Origin of the sequence: Paracoccus sp. (in: a-proteobacteria) (genome assembly GCF_035556475.1) — a bacterium.
In the GTDB taxonomy this organism is placed as follows: domain Bacteria; phylum Pseudomonadota; class Alphaproteobacteria; order Rhodobacterales; family Rhodobacteraceae; genus Paracoccus.
Genome location: NZ_DATMFA010000093.1, coordinates 1 through 15,710 on the forward strand (window position 1 = coordinate 1; position 15,710 = coordinate 15,710).

Consider the following 15,710-nt stretch of genomic DNA (forward strand, 5'->3'; position numbering starts at 1 on the left):
CTTGGGGGCAACACGCCCGCTGCGGTTCTGGGTAGAATCCGCGTTGTGGATGACCTCGCCGATGCGGTGCAGGCTGCAAGCCATATTCAGGAAAACGCGCCGGAAAATCTGGAGCTGAAAACCCTGCTGTTTCGCCAGCTCGACGTGCTGGCTTCCCCCGATACGGTGATCGCGAGTTCTACCTCGGCTCTCCTGCCCTCGGCCTTTACTCAAGAATTGCCCGGTCGCGGCCGCTGCATTGTCGCTCATCCGGTGAATCCACCGCATCTGATCCCTTTGGTCGAGCTTGTCCCAGCCCCCTGGACCACGGCGGAGACGCTGGCACGGACAGAGGGGCTGATGCACCAAATCGGCCAAAGCCCCGTGCGGCTTGAACATGAGATCGACGGTTTCCTGTTGAACCGGATTCAGGCCGCGGTCCTCGACGAGGCTTTCCGCCTGGTTGATTCCGGGTTGGCTTCGGCCGGCGCGGTTGATGCCTGTCTTCGCGACGGCCTGGCGTTGCGCTGGGTTTTCATGGGGCCATTCGAGACGATCGACCTCAACGCACCCCAGGGTGTCCGCGATTATGTCGATCGCTATCAGCCGATGTTCCGCCGGATGACGGAAACAATGCGCGTCAGCGCGGACTGGTCAGGTCCGGCCCTCGACCGGATCGAAGCCGATCGTCGTGCGCGGTTGCCGCGCGAGGAACTTCGCGAGCGCCAGATGTGGCGTGATCGCCAGCTGATGGCTCTTGCCACATTCCGCCGTCATTCCCTGCAAGCCTAGGAGTATCGCATGGGCAAGCCTGATCCCGTCATCATCACCTGCGCCGTTACGGGTGGGATCCACACGCCGACCATGTCGCCCCATCTGCCGATCACCCCCGACCAGATCGTGGAAGATGCGTTGGGAGCGGTCGAGGCGGGTGCCTCGATCCTGCATCTGCATGCCCGCAATCCCGAGGATGGTCGCCCGGATCAGTCGATCGAAGGTTTCATGCGCTTTCTGCCACGCCTGAAACAGTCGACGGAGGCGGTGATCAACCTCACGTCCGGGGGGGCGCCTCACATGAAACTGGAGGAACGCGTCAAGCCCGCCGCCGAACTGAAGCCCGAGGTCGCCTCGCTCAACATGGGGTCGATGAACTTCGGACTGTTCCCGCTGCTCGACAAGTATCCAAGCTTCAAGTTCGAATGGGAGCGGACCCATTTCGAAGCGACGCGAGACGTAGTGTTTCGCAATACTTTCAAGGACATCGAGTACATACTTTCGGCTTGCTATGCGAACGGAACCCGGTTCGAGTTCGAGTGCTATGACATCTCGCACCTCTACAACCTTGCACATTTCGTCGAGCGCGGGCTGGTGAAACCACCATTCTTCGTTCAGTCGGTCTTCGGCATTCTGGGTGGCATTGGCACCCATCCCGAAGATGTCATGCATATGAAACGGACGGCGGACCGGCTGTTCGGCAGTGATTATCGCTGGTCGGTTCTTGGGGCAGGCGCCGCCCAGCTCCGCATCATCGCGCAAGCAGCGGCAATGGGCGGCAATGTGCGGGTCGGCCTTGAGGATTCCCTCTGGGCGGGCAGGGGACGCCTTGCGACCTCAAGCGCCGAGCAGGTCCTGCTCGCACGCAAGATCATCGAGGGCCTGGGACTGACCGTGGCCACGGCAGAGGAAGCGCGCAGCATCCTGTCGCTGAAAGGCGGCACCGAGGTCGGATTTTGAATGAGCTTCATCGCAGAGGAGGCCGGCAATGCCGCCTCACCATTTGGGGAGGAAACGGGACATGAGAAGAAGAGCAGTATTGAAGAGCTTCGCCGGTGCCGCGGCGCTTCTGGGAATGAATGCGACCTATCTGCGCGCCCAGTCCGGGCCAATCCGCGTCGGCGCGGCTTATGCACTCAGCGGGGTTGGCGCCCCTGTCGGCAAGCAGATGTTGGCCGGAACCGAGGTGGCAGCGATGCAGATCAACAAGGCCGGCGGCCTGCTCGGGCGCGAGGTCGAACTGGTCATCCGTGATGATAAGTATAACAGTTCGGAATCCGTGGCCGTGGCGCGCGAACTGGCCGGGGACAGAATCAACCTGCTGCTTGGGGGGTCGCAGACGGTGACCGCGCTTGGCCTTGCCCCGCTTGCACCGGAACTGAACATGGCCGTCATCATCGTCGCCGCAGCCGGAATGCCGGTGACACATGAGCTTTACAATCGCAACATCTTCCGAGCGACAGCGAACAATTACACGCAATATAGCTCGCTCGGTCGGACGCTGATCGAACAGAACCCCGAAATCAGGACTTGGGTCTCGCTGGCGCCGGATGGCGATTTCGGGCGGGATTCGGCGCTGTTCTTTGGCAAGGCGGTGGAAAAATTCGCACCGGGCGAAAAGCCCACGGTCCTTGACACGATCTATACGCAGGCGACGGCTACCGACTTCCGCACTCAGATCAACCAGCTGATGAGTTCTGAGGCCGAAGGGCTTTACATCGGAATCGCGGCCTCGGCGCAGATCAGCTTCTTCCAGCAGGCGCGCAGCGTGGGCCTCTATGACAAATTCAAGGCCATCGGCGAGGTGGGCAATGGCGACATAACCGGAAAGGCGATGGGGCGGAACACGTATCCCAATCTCTGGTCAGTCTGCCACTGGATTCACAACGCCGAACCCTTTGCCAGCAACCCGGTGAGCAAACAGCTCTATGACGATTATGTCCAGCTGAAGGGCGACACCATCCCCTCGGCGCAGGTCGCGGCGGGGCATCGCGCGGCAATGGCGATATTCGAAGGCATCCGCGCCGCCGGCTCTACCGAAACCGATCCGGTCATCGACGCGATCGAGAACCTGCAATTCGAGACGGTGGGCGGCCAGGTGAGCTTCCGCAAGGATGACCATCAGCTGGTGAATACCAACTACTACTCACAGATGGAGCCGTCGCGGGAAGAACCCTTCTTCACCTTCAGCAAGGTGACCAGCATCGACGCCGCCGAGATGATCGAGCCTGCCGCACCCGGCAAGGCCTTCAACATTGCCGAGTTGACGCAATGACCTCGCAGGCCATCTTTGTTCTGTTCAACGGCATGGCCTCGGGGATGGCATTCTTCCTCGTCGCTGCCGGCCTGACTTGGGTTTTCGGGATCCTCAAGATCCTGAACCTCGCCCACGGGGCATTCTTCATGCTCGGGGCTTACATTTCCTACAGCGTCGGCGGCGCATCGCCGGCATCGATCTGGACCTTTCTCGGAGTGGCGCTTGTCGCTGCGGCAGCTGTCGGTGTGCTGGGCTATCTGACGGATGTGCTGGTCCTGCGACGCCTGCGCAATGTCGACTATCACTACGCCCTGATCGCGACCTTCGGGTTGATGCTCTTCTGCGAAGGCGTCGCCAAGGCGATCTGGGGCACCGACTATTTCGCGGTCATGCCGCCGCCGCAAGTCGACCGGGCGATCGTTGTGGGGGGGGCCTACATCTCGCTTTACACACTGTTCGTCATCGGTGCCGGCCTTGCGCTCTTTGCGGCGCTTGAGGTGATTATGCAAAGCACCTGGGCAGGAAAGATCATGCGCGCGGTCTCGAACGACCCGTGGATGGCAGGAACAGTAGGGATTAACGTGCCGCTGGTCCTGATGCTTTCGGTTGTGGCAAGCTTTGTGCTAGCGGGGCTTGCCGGCGGCCTTCTTGTCCCCAATCAAGCGCTGTCACCGCATGTAGGTGCGTCCTTCGTGCTCTATGCCTTCATGGCCGTGGTCATCGGCGGGCTCGGCAGCATCCGCGGCACCTTCCTCGCCTGTATCCTTCTTGGGATCGTCGAAAGCGCGAATGCGACCTTCCTGTCCCAATATGGCGGGATTGCGATCTATGTCCTTCTGGCCCTTGCTCTGGTCTGGAAGCCGAACGGCCTGTTTCCTGCACAAGGAGCGACCTGATGTCCCAAATGTCCCTCACAACCGTGCAGTGCCAGCAAAGCGGGGCCGAGAAGCGGCTCGGTCTGATCCTTCTCGCTCTGTTGGTGGTCCTGCTGTTCTGCGCACCAAGCCTTGTCAACCCGGGCATCCTTTTCGTGATCGGTCTGACTCTGGTCCAAGCGGTATTCGCCCTGTCATGGAACCTCCTGTTCGGCTTTACCGGCCTTGCAAGCTTCGGTCATGCCGGCTTCTTCGCGATCGGTGCCTATTTCACCGGCGCGGCCCTTCGTTACGATTTTCACCTGCCGTTTCTGCTCGTCCTCGTGATCGCCGGTCTCGGGGGTGCACTGGTCGCATGGGCGATAGGGGTGGTCGCGTTGAAAAGGCTGACCGGCATCTTCCTTGCCGTGCTTACCGTCGCCCTGACTGAAGCCATGGCGAAGATCATCGGCTTCTCGCCCGCCCTGGGTGAGCAGGACGGGCTGGGCAACATCCCCCGCCCTGTGATCGATCTGGGTCTGTTTGACCTCGATCTGACGCATGGTGACGCCTATTACCGCTTTCTGGTCGTAGCAACCGTGCTGATCGTCGCTGCGCTCTGGTGGGTGGTGCATTCCCGCCTGGGTCGAACCTTCCGCGCTATCCGCGAGGATGCGGATCGCGCGCGATTCATTGGCATCGACGTGGCGCGCTATCGGGTGATCTCCTTCATGATCTCGGGCGGCACCGCAGCTTTGGCAGGCGCGCTATCCGCGCCTTTGACAAGGATTGTCACCCTTGATCAGGTGAACTGGCTGGCCTCGACCCAACCCATCCTCAATTCGCTGCTTGGCGGCTTCACCTCTTTCTGGGGACCCATCGTGGGATCGGTGGCCTTCAGCACGATCAACTACTGGACCCGGAGCTTTCCCGGCCTCTCCGAGATCATGGTTGGCGGTATCCTCGTCGTCGTGATCCTCGTGGCCCCGACCGGCATTTTGGGACTGATCGGCAAACTGCGCCGGAATTTCGGACGCAAGGGGGGCAGGACATGACCGGTTCTGCATTGCTCTCGGCAACCGACCTGCGGGTCAGCTACGGCGCCTTCGAGGTGATCAAGGGGGTCAGCCTGTCGGTGAACAAGGGCGGGGCACTCGCGATCATCGGTCCGAACGGGGCTGGGAAGTCCACCCTGTTCAAGGCGCTGACCGGCGAGATCGGCTGCCGGAGCGGCGAGGTGAACCTCCTCGGCAAGAACGTCACCGGCCTGCCTGCGCATCTACGCACCGCCGAAGGCATGGGCCGCACCTTCCAGGTCTCACGGGTGTTTCTGGAACTGACCGCGCTAGAGAATGTGATCGTGGCGCTGGAATCGCGCCAGCGTTGCAAAAAGCTGGGGCAGGGACGCTGGTGGCGCGCCTCACCTGAGCCGGTGCTGGTGGAGGAGGCGGCGTATCTGTTGTCGCAGCTGGGCATTGCACATCTGCGCCATGAGATCGCGGCAACGATCTCGCACGGCGACCGCAAGCGGCTGGAGCTGGCACTGGCACTGGCACTGGAGCCGCTGATCCTGATGCTGGATGAGCCAACCGCCGGCATGGCACCGGCCGATCGGATGCATATTGTCGATCTGATCCTGTCCATCCGAAAGGAAAAAGGGGTCGCCGTCATCATGACCGAACATGATATGGATGTGATCTTTTCCATCTCGGAGCGCGTCATGGTGCTGAACTATGGCGAGGTGATCGCCGAAGGAACCGTCGCCGAGGTGCGCAGCAGCCAGACCGTGCGCGATGTCTACCTGGGGCAAGGACATGTATCATGCTGAAGGTTGAGCGGCTGAACGCCTTCTATGGGCAGAGCCACATCCTGCATGGGGTAGATCTGTCCATTGCGAAGGGTGGGCGCACCACGGTGCTGGGACGAAACGGGGCGGGCAAATCCACGCTGCTGAAATCCGTCACCAATTCCGGTCCCAAGTTGGAGGGGGCAATTTCCCTTGACGGGAAACCGCTCGGCACGCGCCCCTGGTTTCGACGCGCCAAGGACGGGCTTGCCTTCGTTCCCGAGGACCGGCGCATCTTCACCCATATCACGGTCGAAGAAAATATAGAGCTTGGCCGGTTCGGTGCCAATGCGGAGCGGCCGATCGTGCCGATCGAGCAGATTTATGAATGGTTTCCGATGCTTGCGCCGTTGCGCAGCCGCCTTGGCGGACAGCTAAGCGGCGGCCAGCAACAGATGCTGGCGATTGCGCGGGCGGTGGCGTCCCGACCGCGCCTGCTGCTGCTGGACGAGCCGACCGAGGGATTGGCGCCTGTCATCGTCGAGGAGCTGGCAAAAATCGTTTCTCGGATCTGCCAGGATCTTGGCATCACCCTGCTGCTGGTCGAACAGAACATCTGGTTCAGCCGGCAGACCACCGAAAATGTCTATGTGCTCGATACCGGCTCGGTCGTCTTTGCCGGCTCGTGGGCTGCATTCGACAAGGACGAAACCATCCGCAACCGCCACTTGGCGCTTGCCTGACACAACCTCTGGGAGGGAAGAGAATGACCAGGTTCGAAGGACGGACCGCGCTCGTCACCGGCGGCGCGAACGGGATCGGTCGTGCCAGCGCGATCAAATTCGCCGAGCAGGGCGCTCGGGTCGGCATTCTGGATATCGAGGAGGGGCCGCTTGCGGAAACCGCCGATGCGATCCGCGCCGCGGGAGGCACGGTGCTGCCGGTCGTCACCGACATGCGGGACCGTGCCGCAGTCAAGGCCGCGATCGAGAAGGTAGAGGCAGAACTTGGGCCGATCGACCTGCTTCTGAACAATGTCGGGCAGACTGCCCGCAAGAATGCCTCCGAGTTCCTAGATTCCGTGCCGGAGACCTGGGATTTCGTGATCGACCTCAACCTAATGGTGACCTTCTATGTCTCCTGGACGGTCGCGAAGGGTATGAAGGACCGTGGCTTTGGTCGGATCGTCAATATCTCGTCGGATTCCACACTGATCGGAGAACGCAGTATCGTCGATTACGTTGCCGCTAAGTCCGGGGTGTCCGGCTTCACCCGGGGTCTTGCACGGGAACTGGCGCCTTTCGGGATCAACGTGAATGCCGTTGCTCCGGGCGTGACCAACACCCGCGGCCCCAAGCAATTGCCCAAGGATGTCTATGACGCCGCGCTGGCCGAGATCCCGATCGGCCATCTGGCCGAGCCCGAGGACATTGCCAACGCGATCACCTTCCTTGCCAGTCAGGAGGCGCGCTGCATCACCGGACAAATGCTGACCGTCAACGGCGGCCGGATCTTTTACTGACGGGGGCGAAGATGCTGCACAATACCGGAAGCCACTGGATCAATTATGATCTGATCGGGCCACAGGACGCACCTGTGGTCTGCATGACCCATTCCCTGACTTCGGATCACGGCATGTGGGCCGAACAAGTCCCGGTGCTGCTGGCAGCCGGGTTCCAGGTGCTGCGGATCGATACGCGGGGCCACGGCGGCAGCAGCGCGCGCCCCGACGACTACAGCATCGAATCCCTCGCGGAAGACGTGATCTCGGTGCTGGATGCCCTTGGCTTCCATTCCGGTGTCCACATGATCGGCCTCTCGATGGGCGGGATGATGGGGCAGGTAATTGCCGCCGATCACCCCGGCCGTCTTGCCTCGCTGATGGTCTGTTGCTCCGCCTCGAAATGGATGGGCGATACCGAACTGATGCTGGGTCGTATCCGCGCAGTCAGGGAGTCGGGATCGCTGGAGTCCATCGTGGCGGCCAATATGGAACGCCGCTATGGTCCGGGCTATCGCGAGCGCCGGCCCTTGCGATGGGAGGCGCTACGGCAGACCTTCCTCGGAACCAAGCTTGATGGGTATTTCGGCTGCATGCATGCATGCCTGACCCACAATGTCGAGCCGCGCCTAGGCCGGATCGACATTCCGGTGCTGGTTCTGGCCGGATCCGAGGACCCCACGACGCCGCCGGCCGACAACCAGCTGATCGCCTCGAAGATTCCCGGAGGCCGCTATGTCGAGATTTCGGGGGGATATCATTTCCCGAATGTCGAATTCGACGACGAATTCAACGGGATCATGATCGATTGGCTAAAGGAGATGCGCGGCTGAAGCCGCGCATCCGCAGTTTCAGTGGAAGGTTCGCCCATTGTCGATCGCCAGGGCGACGCCGGTAACCGCCGATGCCTCATCCGACATCAGGAACAGAATTCCGTTGGTGATCTCATTCGGCTGGGCAAGGCGGTTCATCGCATAAACCGCCGCCAGCGCCTTGCGCCCCTCGACGTCATCGGGCGCGACGCCCTGATCGGTCATCGGGGTTTCGGTGGCGCCGGGGCAGATGATGTTCACCCGCACCGCAGGCGCCAGTTCCTTGGCGATGCTTTTCGAAAACATCATGACCCCGGCCTTGGAGGCCGCATAGGCCGATCCCGTGAGCGAGGGCAGAAGCGCCTGCGCCGAGGCGATGTTAACGATTGCGGCCTTCGGCTCCTTACGCAGCCAGGGCAGAGCAGCCTGACAAACGAGGAAAGTTCCGGTCAGGTTCACATCCACAACCCGGCGGAATTCCACCACGTCGATATCGTCGACTGTCTTCATCGTCAGGATCCCTGCCGAATTCAGCAGGCCGTCGATCCCGCCAAGCGCAGCGGCGGCCTTGCCAATGACTTCATCCACCTGGGTCTGATCGGTGACATCGACGGCAAAGACATGCCCCCCGGTCTCGTCTGCAGTGATCTGCGCAGCGGCCGGGTCGCGGTCAAGAAGAGCAAGCGCAGCACCTTCACGCGCAAACTGCCGGGCGGCTTCGCGTCCGATGCCGGATCCCGCTCCGGTGATGACGATCTTGCGGCCTGCCAGACGTCCAGTCATAGTTATTCCTCCCTTTCTCCGCACCCTGCGGAGCTCGGGGCGACTGTCGCGCGGGAGTGGGGATACATGCCAATACCTTCGGCTGTCACAGCCGATGCCGCTGGGGTATTAAGATGCTGCAAACGCGCCACTTCCGGTATTTCGTTGCCGTTGCGGAAGAGTTGAACTTTCACCGCGCAGCCGAGCGGCTGAACCTGTCTCAACCCGCACTCTGGCGGCAGATCCGCGATCTGGAGGTAGAGATCGGCACCGCGCTGTTGGATCGCGAACCGCGGGGCATCAGCCTGACGCCAGCGGGCGCGGCCTTTCTCGAGGATAGTCGCGACATTCTCGAGCGTGTCGAAAACGCCCGCCTCCGGGCGCGGCGCATCGCACAGGGCGAACTCGGCACGCTGCATATCGGCTTTAATGAAATCGCCGGGCGCCGGCCCGAAATGCCGCGCTTCCTTCAGGCGTTTCGCCGCAACTATCCCGAAATCAGCCTGCAACTGCATTTTCTGATGTCGCAATTGCAAGTCGATGCCCTGCGGAACGGTAGCCTCGATGCCGGCTTTCTACTGCGCCATCGCGGCGAGAGGACGGAATTCCAGTCAATTCGCGTCGGCGAGGACGATTACGTGATCGCTCTCCCACGAGAGCACGCGCTGACCCGGCAACAGGAAATCGGCTTGGGGGATTTGTCTGATCAGGCGCTGATTATGCCGAATCCGCGCAACAATGCCGTAACTTACGAACGCCTGATGACCCGGTTACGCGCGGCTGGCGCCACGGCAAGGATCGCGCAGTTCGCCGACAACGAGAACACGATCATGAACCTTGTCGATGCCGGGATGGGGCTGGCCTTTCTTAACCGTTCATTCCGTCCCGCAGAGGGGAACGGGGTCGTCCTGCGCCCTCTAGTTGATCTGACCATGCCCGTTGATCTTGAGCTTGTCTGGCGCAGCGCGAATAGCAATCCCGCGCTGAGCCATCTCATCGATCTGGTTGATCGCCTGTCCGGCGAAGTTGACCAGTCGCTGGCGTTGATGGAAACCGGCATGGGTTGATCGATGCCTGACAGGCATCACGGGCGGCCCCACATGGCATTTGCGGCCCGGGCGTACTCGGGCGTCTCATGGGGACGGAGGAGGTCCGCGCGGGGTCCGGAAGGAACATCGCAGCGGACTGCACAACAGCAGAGAGATGCCATGAACCAGCAAAATCCCATCCCCGCAATCCCGGCGGAAACAATGCATGACCGGGCGAAGCGCATCGCCCCCATCGTGCGCGCCGAGGCCGAGGCCTCTGAACGACTGGGAACGATGACGCCGACGGTGGTGCGGGCCATCAAGGAGGCTGGCCTTTTCTGGATGCTGCTTGAGCGAAAGGTGGGCGGTTTTCAGGCCGACATGGCCGATTGCATGCTGGCCTGGGAAGAGATCGCCGCCGCCGATGGCTCGGCAGGATGGTCGCTGATGGCCAACTCCACCGGCACCGCCGTGCCCTATGCCTTCTGCAGCGAGGAAGCCGTTGCCGAGATCTATGGCGATGCAGAATTGCCGATCATGGCCGGGATGCTGGGACCGGGCGGCTCGGCCACCGAGATCGAAGGGGTATTGCGGGGCAGCGGCAAATACCGTTTTGGCAGCGGTTCGCTGCATGCGACCTGGATCGGCGCGGGCATGTTTGTCATGGATGACAAGATCATGCGCAAGTTGCCGGACGGAAATCCGGTCGTCCGCGTCTGCTGGCGCCCCCGGTCCGAGGTGCGCTTCGACAGCAACTGGGAGGTTTTGGGGCTGCGCGGCACCGGCAGCGTCGATTACGATCTGGAAAATGCTATCATCCCGGCCGGTTTTCATCACGAAAGGGCAATCCAACGCGGCCTGCGCGAGTGGCGGCTCTATGACATTGGCATTCCTGGGCTTGCCTGCGCCGGGCATACCGGGGTGGCGCTTGGCCTGATGCGGCGGGCACTTGAGGAAATCACCCGTATCGCCTTTGGTAAAAAGCGACCTGCCTATCAGACGGTGCTGGGCGAGCAGCTGGTGTTCCGCCACGATTTCGCCTATCACGAGGCAAGCTACCATGCAGCGCGAGATTTTACCCTGCGCTTCTATGCCGAAATCCAGGATTATCTCGAATCCGGTGGTGTCCTGACGCCGGCCATGCGGATGCGCTTCCGCCAGAACTGCATCTATGTTCACAAAGTCGCGGCTGAGGTCGTCCGCTTCTGCTATACGATGGGCGGGTCGGAAGCGTTGCGCGAACCGAGCGATCTGGGCCGCTGCATGCGTGACATGTATGCCGCGACACAGCACATCTTCGTGGATACGATCACCATGCAAGATATTGCGGTTCCTATCCTTGCCGAATGGAGAGAGCAGGCGGCAGCTCGGTGAGCAATCCCTTCGATCTGGCGGGCCGGGCCGCCATCGTTACAGGAGCCGGGCGCGGTCTGGGTGCGGCGATGGCGGAGGCGCTGGCCGCAGCCGGGGCTGCCGTCATTCTTTCGGGGCGCGACCTCGCCCGGCTTGAACTGGTTGCCGGGAAAATCCGAAAGGAAGGCGGTCGCGCCGAGGTTGCGCTCTGCGATATCACCCGACGGTCTGAAGTCGAGGAACTGATAGCGGGGGTCGAACTGCGGCATCAGCGCGTGGACATACTCGTCAACAATGCCGGGATAAATGCCAGAGCTGCAGTCGCCGATGTTCAGGATTCTGACTGGGATCTGATGTTGCGCACCCACATGACCGGGCCTTTCATTGCTTGCCGCGCGGCACTTCCCGGAATGATGTCGCGCGAGTCGGGCAAGATCATCAACACCGTTTCGGTTCTGGGTGAACTTGGCCGCCCCCAGGTGGTGCCCTATGCAGCGGCAAAGGGCGGGCTGCGGATGTTGACGCGCGCTCTGGCGGCCGAGGTCGCCAGAGCGAATATCCAAGTCAATGGCATAGGTCCCGGCTATTTCGAAACCGAGATGAACACCGCCATCGTCCAGGATCGGGTTCTGTATGCCGAACGCGTGGCGCGCATCCCCGCCGGACGCTGGGGAAGGCCCGAAGAGCTAGGCGGAACCGCCGTCTATCTCGCGTCATCCGCTTCCAACTATGTGACTGGGCAGATCATCTATGTCGATGGCGGCCTGACCGCCTCATTCTAGGAGAGAACCATGTCGGCAACGGATCAGGCAAAAGACTTTCGCGAAGCAATGAGCCGGCTGGCCAGTGGCGTATCTCTGATCACAGCGCGCAGTGTCACGGGCGTGTCCCATGGCATGCTGGCGACGGCGGTCACATCGGTTTCGGCGACGCCGCCAATCTTGCTTGCCTGCATCAACCGATCGGCGACAATGCTCACCGACCTGCAGGAAAGCGGTGCTTTCTGCGTCAACTTCCTCGGAGCGGATCATCGCGGTCTGGCTGATCGTTTCCTCTCGAACGAAGGACGAGCCTCCCGTTTCAATACGGACAGCTGGGGGACGCTGGTGACGGGAACACCTGTATTGGAGAGCAGCCTGGCTTCGCTCGACTGCCGGCTGGCGCAGAGCATCGATACCGGAACGCATGCTGTGATCTTCGGAAGCGTTGTGAGCGTAAGCGTCCAGAAGCCGGAAATGGACGGACCCATGATCTACTTCCAGCGGAAGTATGGCGGCTGGATCGCCGATCCCGGCAAATCCTGATGCGGGAGCCCCCCACGTCAGGCCGAGATAGTAGCTCAATACCAGTCAACTGTCACGGTTGTTTCTGCCTGTGACCTTGTCCCGTGGTCGCCGACTGGGAGTTTATTTACTCTCAGCGCAGGAGACCAATTTTGAGCGTAAGCTACGTCTGCGGCCCACGCGTGTTCAGCTTGACGGCTTGAAGTTCCAAGGCCGCAGATCATTGATCTGGGCCTGCGGGTGGCCGGCGGCTACGGCTTCCAAGGTTGCCTTGAGGTAGGCGAAGGGCACGACACCGTTGACCTTTGCGGTGGCGACAAGGGATGCAATGCGGGCCCAGGATCTTCCTCCCTCATCGGAAGCCGCGTCATAATGCCGGGAATCTGAGCTTTGACGCGGTGGTCACCTATCCGTTTCACCCCCTCTGCGGTCATACCGTGGAAGTTGTCGGTGACGTCGAACACGACCTTTGCCGTCATTTTCTGATCCGACAAGCCCATGGTGGCGCATTCTACTTGCCGGCCTGGATGATTGGAGCAGAAGCAGGGTTAATAGAACCCGTTGATACGTCACGGCTGCCGCTTGCGCAGCTGTGGGATCTTCGTGTGTTGCTGGATCAGCTTTTAAACTCTTCCGCGGACGCCATGGTCAACGGAGGAGATGTCGATGAAGCGCCCACTTCCCCAGCAACTCGACCTGTTCACACAGATTGCCAATCCGGTTCGATGGAGCCCAGGGGATCGTCAGAAGGCGGTGAGCCTGCTGCAGCACCTGCTGACTGAGGCGATGAGGACCTCCTGCGCGCCGGGCGCCTTTCCATGCTCAAGGGAGATCGGCGATGACCAAGATCACGAATGAGCATCTCGATCGCAGTGCCGTTGTCTATGTCCGGCAGGCTTCAGCATATCAGGTTGCCAACAATCTCGCGAGCCAGCGGCGGCAGTATGGTCTGGTGGACCGGGCGCGGCTGCTGGGATGGCAAACGGTGGAGGTCATTGATGAAGACCTTGGAAAATCCGGCGGTGGTGGAGCGGATCGACCGGGTTTCCAAAAACTTCTGGCGGCAATTTGCGAAGGCCGTATAGGCGCCGTGTTTTCGCTTGAAGCGTCACGTTTGGCCCGCAATGGGCGAGACTGGCACACCTTGCTGGAGTTCTGCGGGCTTGTCGGGACGTTGATCGTGGATGAGGACGGCCTTTATGACCCACGCCTGATCAATGACCGCCTTCTTCTGGGCATGAAAGGCACGATGAGCGAGATGGAACTGTCCGTGTTCCGACAGCGCTCTACCGAGGCTATCAAGCAAAAGGCAGGTCGTGGCGAACTGCTGACGACGCTTGCAGTCGGCTACGTCAAGACAGATGACAACCGTATCGAAAAGGATCCTGACCGGCGGGTCCAGGAGGCCATCGCGCTGGTCTTCAGAAAGTTTTCTGAGCTGCAGTCGATCCGCCAGGTATTGCTGTGGTTTCGCGCGGAAGAGGTCCTTCTTCCCCGTGTCATGGCTGGGCGCGGGCAGCATGCTGTCGAATGGACACATCCAGTCTATCCGACCTTGCATCACATCCTGACCAATCCGGTCTATGCCGGGGTCTATGCATTTGGCCGACGCGGAACGCGAACCACAATCAAGGATGGGCAAAAACGCCAAGTCCGCGAAAGCCTTCGCCGCAACTGGAACGACTGGGATGTTTTGATCCGCAACCATCATCCAGGCTATATCTCTTGGGAGACGTTCACGAAGACGCAAACCATGATCGCAGAAAATGCCCATGGAAAGAACTACATCGGTCGCGGGGCGATCCGTCGTGGCGAAGCTTTGTTGCCGGGGCTTTTTCGGTGTGCGCGCTGTGGACGCCGATTGCGCGTGGCCTATAGCGGCAAGGGCGGAAACACGCAGCGTTATGTCTGCCATGGCGAGTTCGGCGCCAAGGCTGCGGCCAACTGCCTTGCCTTTGGCGGCATGCGCGTCGACCGTGCAATTGCAGAGGAAGTGCTGGATCGTCTGCAACCCCTGGGGATAGAGGCAGCCCTGGCTGCCGCTACCGCCCAGGGCCAGAAGCGACATGACAAGCTTCAGCAGATCGACAATGCGCTGCAGCAAGCCCGGTTTGAGGCAAAACGCGCGCAGCGCCAATACGATGCGGTCGACCCGGACAACCGGCTTGTCGCGGACGAACTCGAAAGGCGCTGGAACGAAAAACTGCGTCAGTTGCGCGATCTGGAAGTCGAGCACGATACGCTTCAGGCCGAAGCACCGACATCCCTGTCAGTGCCTGACCGGGATCGCCTGATGACGTTAGGGGCCGATCTGGCGCATGCATGGAACAGCCCTGGCGTCACCGCGGAAACGCGAAAGCGCATTGTCCGGTTGATGATCCGGGAAATCGTCGTCGATATCTCCGATGAGGCTCTGCCGATGGTCATCCATTGGCAAGGCGGGGATCACACCCGTCTGACCGTGAAAAAGCACAAGGTTGGCCAGACCCGATGGACGGTTGCCGGTGAGACGCTTGATCTTGTCCGCGTTCTGGCCCGCCAGATGCCGGATCAGACAATCGCATCCGTGTTGAACCGTGCGGGAAAGATGACCGGCAAAGGCAACACCTGGACCAGAAGTCGCGTATGCGGGCTGCGCAACAATCATGATATTGCCGCATATTGCGAAGGAGAGCGACAGCACAGAGGTGAAGTCACGCTCGACGAAGCAGTCACGACACTGGGGGTCAGTCCTTCAACGGTGCGAAGGATGATCAACGAAAGCATCCTGCCTGCGGAGCAAATATGCAAAGGCGCCCCGTGGATCATCCGCCTACGTGACGTTGAGAGTGAAACGCGTCCAGCTAGAGGCCAATGCGCGCCGATCCAGACGCCCGACGTCTCAGGACCCCAAACAGAAAGTTATGCAAATATAAGGGCATCATTAGATGTGTAGTATGCAGCACCCTCGTCGTTCCCGGCGAAGAGGGCGTTTTCCGGGTCAGCGCAATCACCCGTTCATTCTGCCCATGTCGGGGAGGAACTGGAGGTTCATTACCGCTGGCATCCCTATTTTGGTCACAAGGTTTGCATTCGGCGCGTTGAGCAGCGGGCGACAGGCCAGTTTCTCTAGGTCTTGGGCCCGGCAGACGTCGTCGTGACGATCGCCGGGTGGATAGTTGATCCGGTTGTTTGCGCCTGCATAACCATGGGGGCGCCGCAGGTGGATGTGGCGGCACTGATCGAAGTCAGTGAACTGGTCACGCCTGCCATCAAGCCCGCACACTTCCGCAGCGAACAGGGAGTTGCTGGGGAGGAAGGCAATGACGCATCACACCATGC

The 15,710-nt window shown here is 60.9% G+C and carries 16 protein-coding genes and 2 pseudogenes; 16 read left to right on the top strand and 2 right to left on the bottom strand.

From position 1 onward, the window contains the following. The 9 genes from VNQ78_RS12275 to VNQ78_RS12315 all read left to right on the top strand — a co-directional run. Window positions 1-771, top strand: a 771-nt coding sequence (locus tag VNQ78_RS12275; protein WP_325690100.1) for a 3-hydroxyacyl-CoA dehydrogenase, incomplete at its 5' end; no start/stop codon positions are given. 9 nt (window positions 772-780) lie between these two features. Beyond that, window positions 781-1,713 (top strand): 3-keto-5-aminohexanoate cleavage protein, encoded by a 933-nt coding sequence (locus tag VNQ78_RS12280; protein ID WP_325690102.1) that lies wholly within the window; start codon window positions 781-783, stop codon window positions 1,711-1,713. Window positions 1,714-1,774: 61 nt separating this feature from the next. Then, the gene (locus VNQ78_RS12285) at window positions 1,775-3,028 is read left to right on the top strand and encodes an ABC transporter substrate-binding protein (protein ID WP_325690104.1); all 1,254 of its coding nucleotides are present in this window, start codon (window positions 1,775-1,777) and stop codon (window positions 3,026-3,028) included. Next, complete coding sequence (locus VNQ78_RS12290) at window positions 3,025-3,906, top strand: branched-chain amino acid ABC transporter permease (RefSeq protein ID WP_325690107.1); 882 nt, start codon at window positions 3,025-3,027, stop codon at window positions 3,904-3,906. The genes VNQ78_RS12285 and VNQ78_RS12290 overlap by 4 nt, the downstream gene beginning before the upstream one ends. Then, window positions 3,906-4,919, top strand: coding sequence for a branched-chain amino acid ABC transporter permease (locus tag VNQ78_RS12295; protein ID WP_325690109.1), 1,014 nt, complete (start codon window positions 3,906-3,908; stop codon window positions 4,917-4,919). The genes VNQ78_RS12290 and VNQ78_RS12295 overlap by 1 nt, the downstream gene beginning before the upstream one ends. Next, window positions 4,916-5,692 (top strand): ABC transporter ATP-binding protein, encoded by a 777-nt coding sequence (locus tag VNQ78_RS12300; protein ID WP_325690111.1) that lies wholly within the window; start codon window positions 4,916-4,918, stop codon window positions 5,690-5,692. The genes VNQ78_RS12295 and VNQ78_RS12300 overlap by 4 nt, the downstream gene beginning before the upstream one ends. Further along, on the top strand, window positions 5,686-6,393 hold the full coding sequence (locus VNQ78_RS12305; protein ID WP_325690113.1) for an ABC transporter ATP-binding protein: 708 nt from the start codon (window positions 5,686-5,688) through the stop codon (window positions 6,391-6,393). Before VNQ78_RS12300 ends, VNQ78_RS12305 begins: the two co-directional genes overlap by 7 nt. 23 nt (window positions 6,394-6,416) lie before the next feature. Then, a complete protein-coding gene (locus VNQ78_RS12310; protein ID WP_325690115.1) occupies window positions 6,417-7,172 on the top strand; it encodes an SDR family NAD(P)-dependent oxidoreductase in 756 nt (251 codons plus the stop codon). 11 nt (window positions 7,173-7,183) lie between these two features. Further along, window positions 7,184-7,984, top strand: a complete 801-nt coding sequence (locus tag VNQ78_RS12315) for an alpha/beta fold hydrolase (protein WP_325690117.1) — start codon at window positions 7,184-7,186, stop codon at window positions 7,982-7,984. Between the two features lie 18 nt (window positions 7,985-8,002). On the opposite strand, the gene VNQ78_RS12320 is transcribed toward VNQ78_RS12315, so the two are convergent. Then, window positions 8,003-8,746: an SDR family oxidoreductase gene (locus VNQ78_RS12320; protein ID WP_325690119.1), complete on the bottom strand. Its 744-nt coding sequence runs from the start codon at window positions 8,744-8,746 to the stop codon at window positions 8,003-8,005. Window positions 8,747-8,859: 113 nt separating this feature from the next. Between VNQ78_RS12320 and VNQ78_RS12325 the strand changes: the two genes are divergently transcribed. The 4 genes from VNQ78_RS12325 to VNQ78_RS12340 are packed head-to-tail and all read left to right on the top strand — an operon-like array spanning window position 8,860 to window position 12,410. Continuing rightward, window positions 8,860-9,792 (top strand): LysR substrate-binding domain-containing protein, encoded by a 933-nt coding sequence (locus VNQ78_RS12325; protein ID WP_325690121.1) that lies wholly within the window; start codon window positions 8,860-8,862, stop codon window positions 9,790-9,792. Between the two features lie 33 nt (window positions 9,793-9,825). Beyond that, window positions 9,826-11,127 (top strand): acyl-CoA dehydrogenase family protein, encoded by a 1,302-nt coding sequence (locus VNQ78_RS12330; protein WP_325690123.1) that lies wholly within the window; start codon window positions 9,826-9,828, stop codon window positions 11,125-11,127. Further along, complete coding sequence (locus VNQ78_RS12335) at window positions 11,124-11,888, top strand: SDR family oxidoreductase (protein ID WP_325690125.1); 765 nt, start codon at window positions 11,124-11,126, stop codon at window positions 11,886-11,888. Before VNQ78_RS12330 ends, VNQ78_RS12335 begins: the two co-directional genes overlap by 4 nt. A gap of 9 nt (window positions 11,889-11,897) precedes the next feature. Next, window positions 11,898-12,410, top strand: a complete 513-nt coding sequence (locus VNQ78_RS12340) for a flavin reductase family protein (RefSeq protein ID WP_325690127.1) — start codon at window positions 11,898-11,900, stop codon at window positions 12,408-12,410. Window positions 12,411-12,575: 165 nt separating this feature from the next. Here the strand turns inward: VNQ78_RS12340 and VNQ78_RS12345 are convergent. Then, window positions 12,576-12,755 (bottom strand): annotated as a pseudogene (locus VNQ78_RS12345) (transposase domain-containing protein); the annotation flags it as partial. Window positions 12,756-13,055: 300 nt separating this feature from the next. On the opposite strand from VNQ78_RS12345, the gene VNQ78_RS12350 reads away from it, so the two are divergent. From VNQ78_RS12350 to VNQ78_RS12360, 3 genes and pseudogenes are all read left to right on the top strand, one after another. After that, window positions 13,056-13,247, top strand: coding sequence for a hypothetical protein (locus VNQ78_RS12350; RefSeq protein ID WP_325690129.1), 192 nt, complete (start codon window positions 13,056-13,058; stop codon window positions 13,245-13,247). Continuing rightward, window positions 13,228-15,324 (top strand): recombinase family protein, encoded by a 2,097-nt coding sequence (locus tag VNQ78_RS12355; protein ID WP_325690131.1) that lies wholly within the window; start codon window positions 13,228-13,230, stop codon window positions 15,322-15,324. Before VNQ78_RS12350 ends, VNQ78_RS12355 begins: the two co-directional genes overlap by 20 nt. Window positions 15,325-15,525: 201 nt before the next feature. Beyond that, a pseudogene (locus tag VNQ78_RS12360) lies at window positions 15,526-15,710 on the top strand (hypothetical protein); the annotation flags it as partial.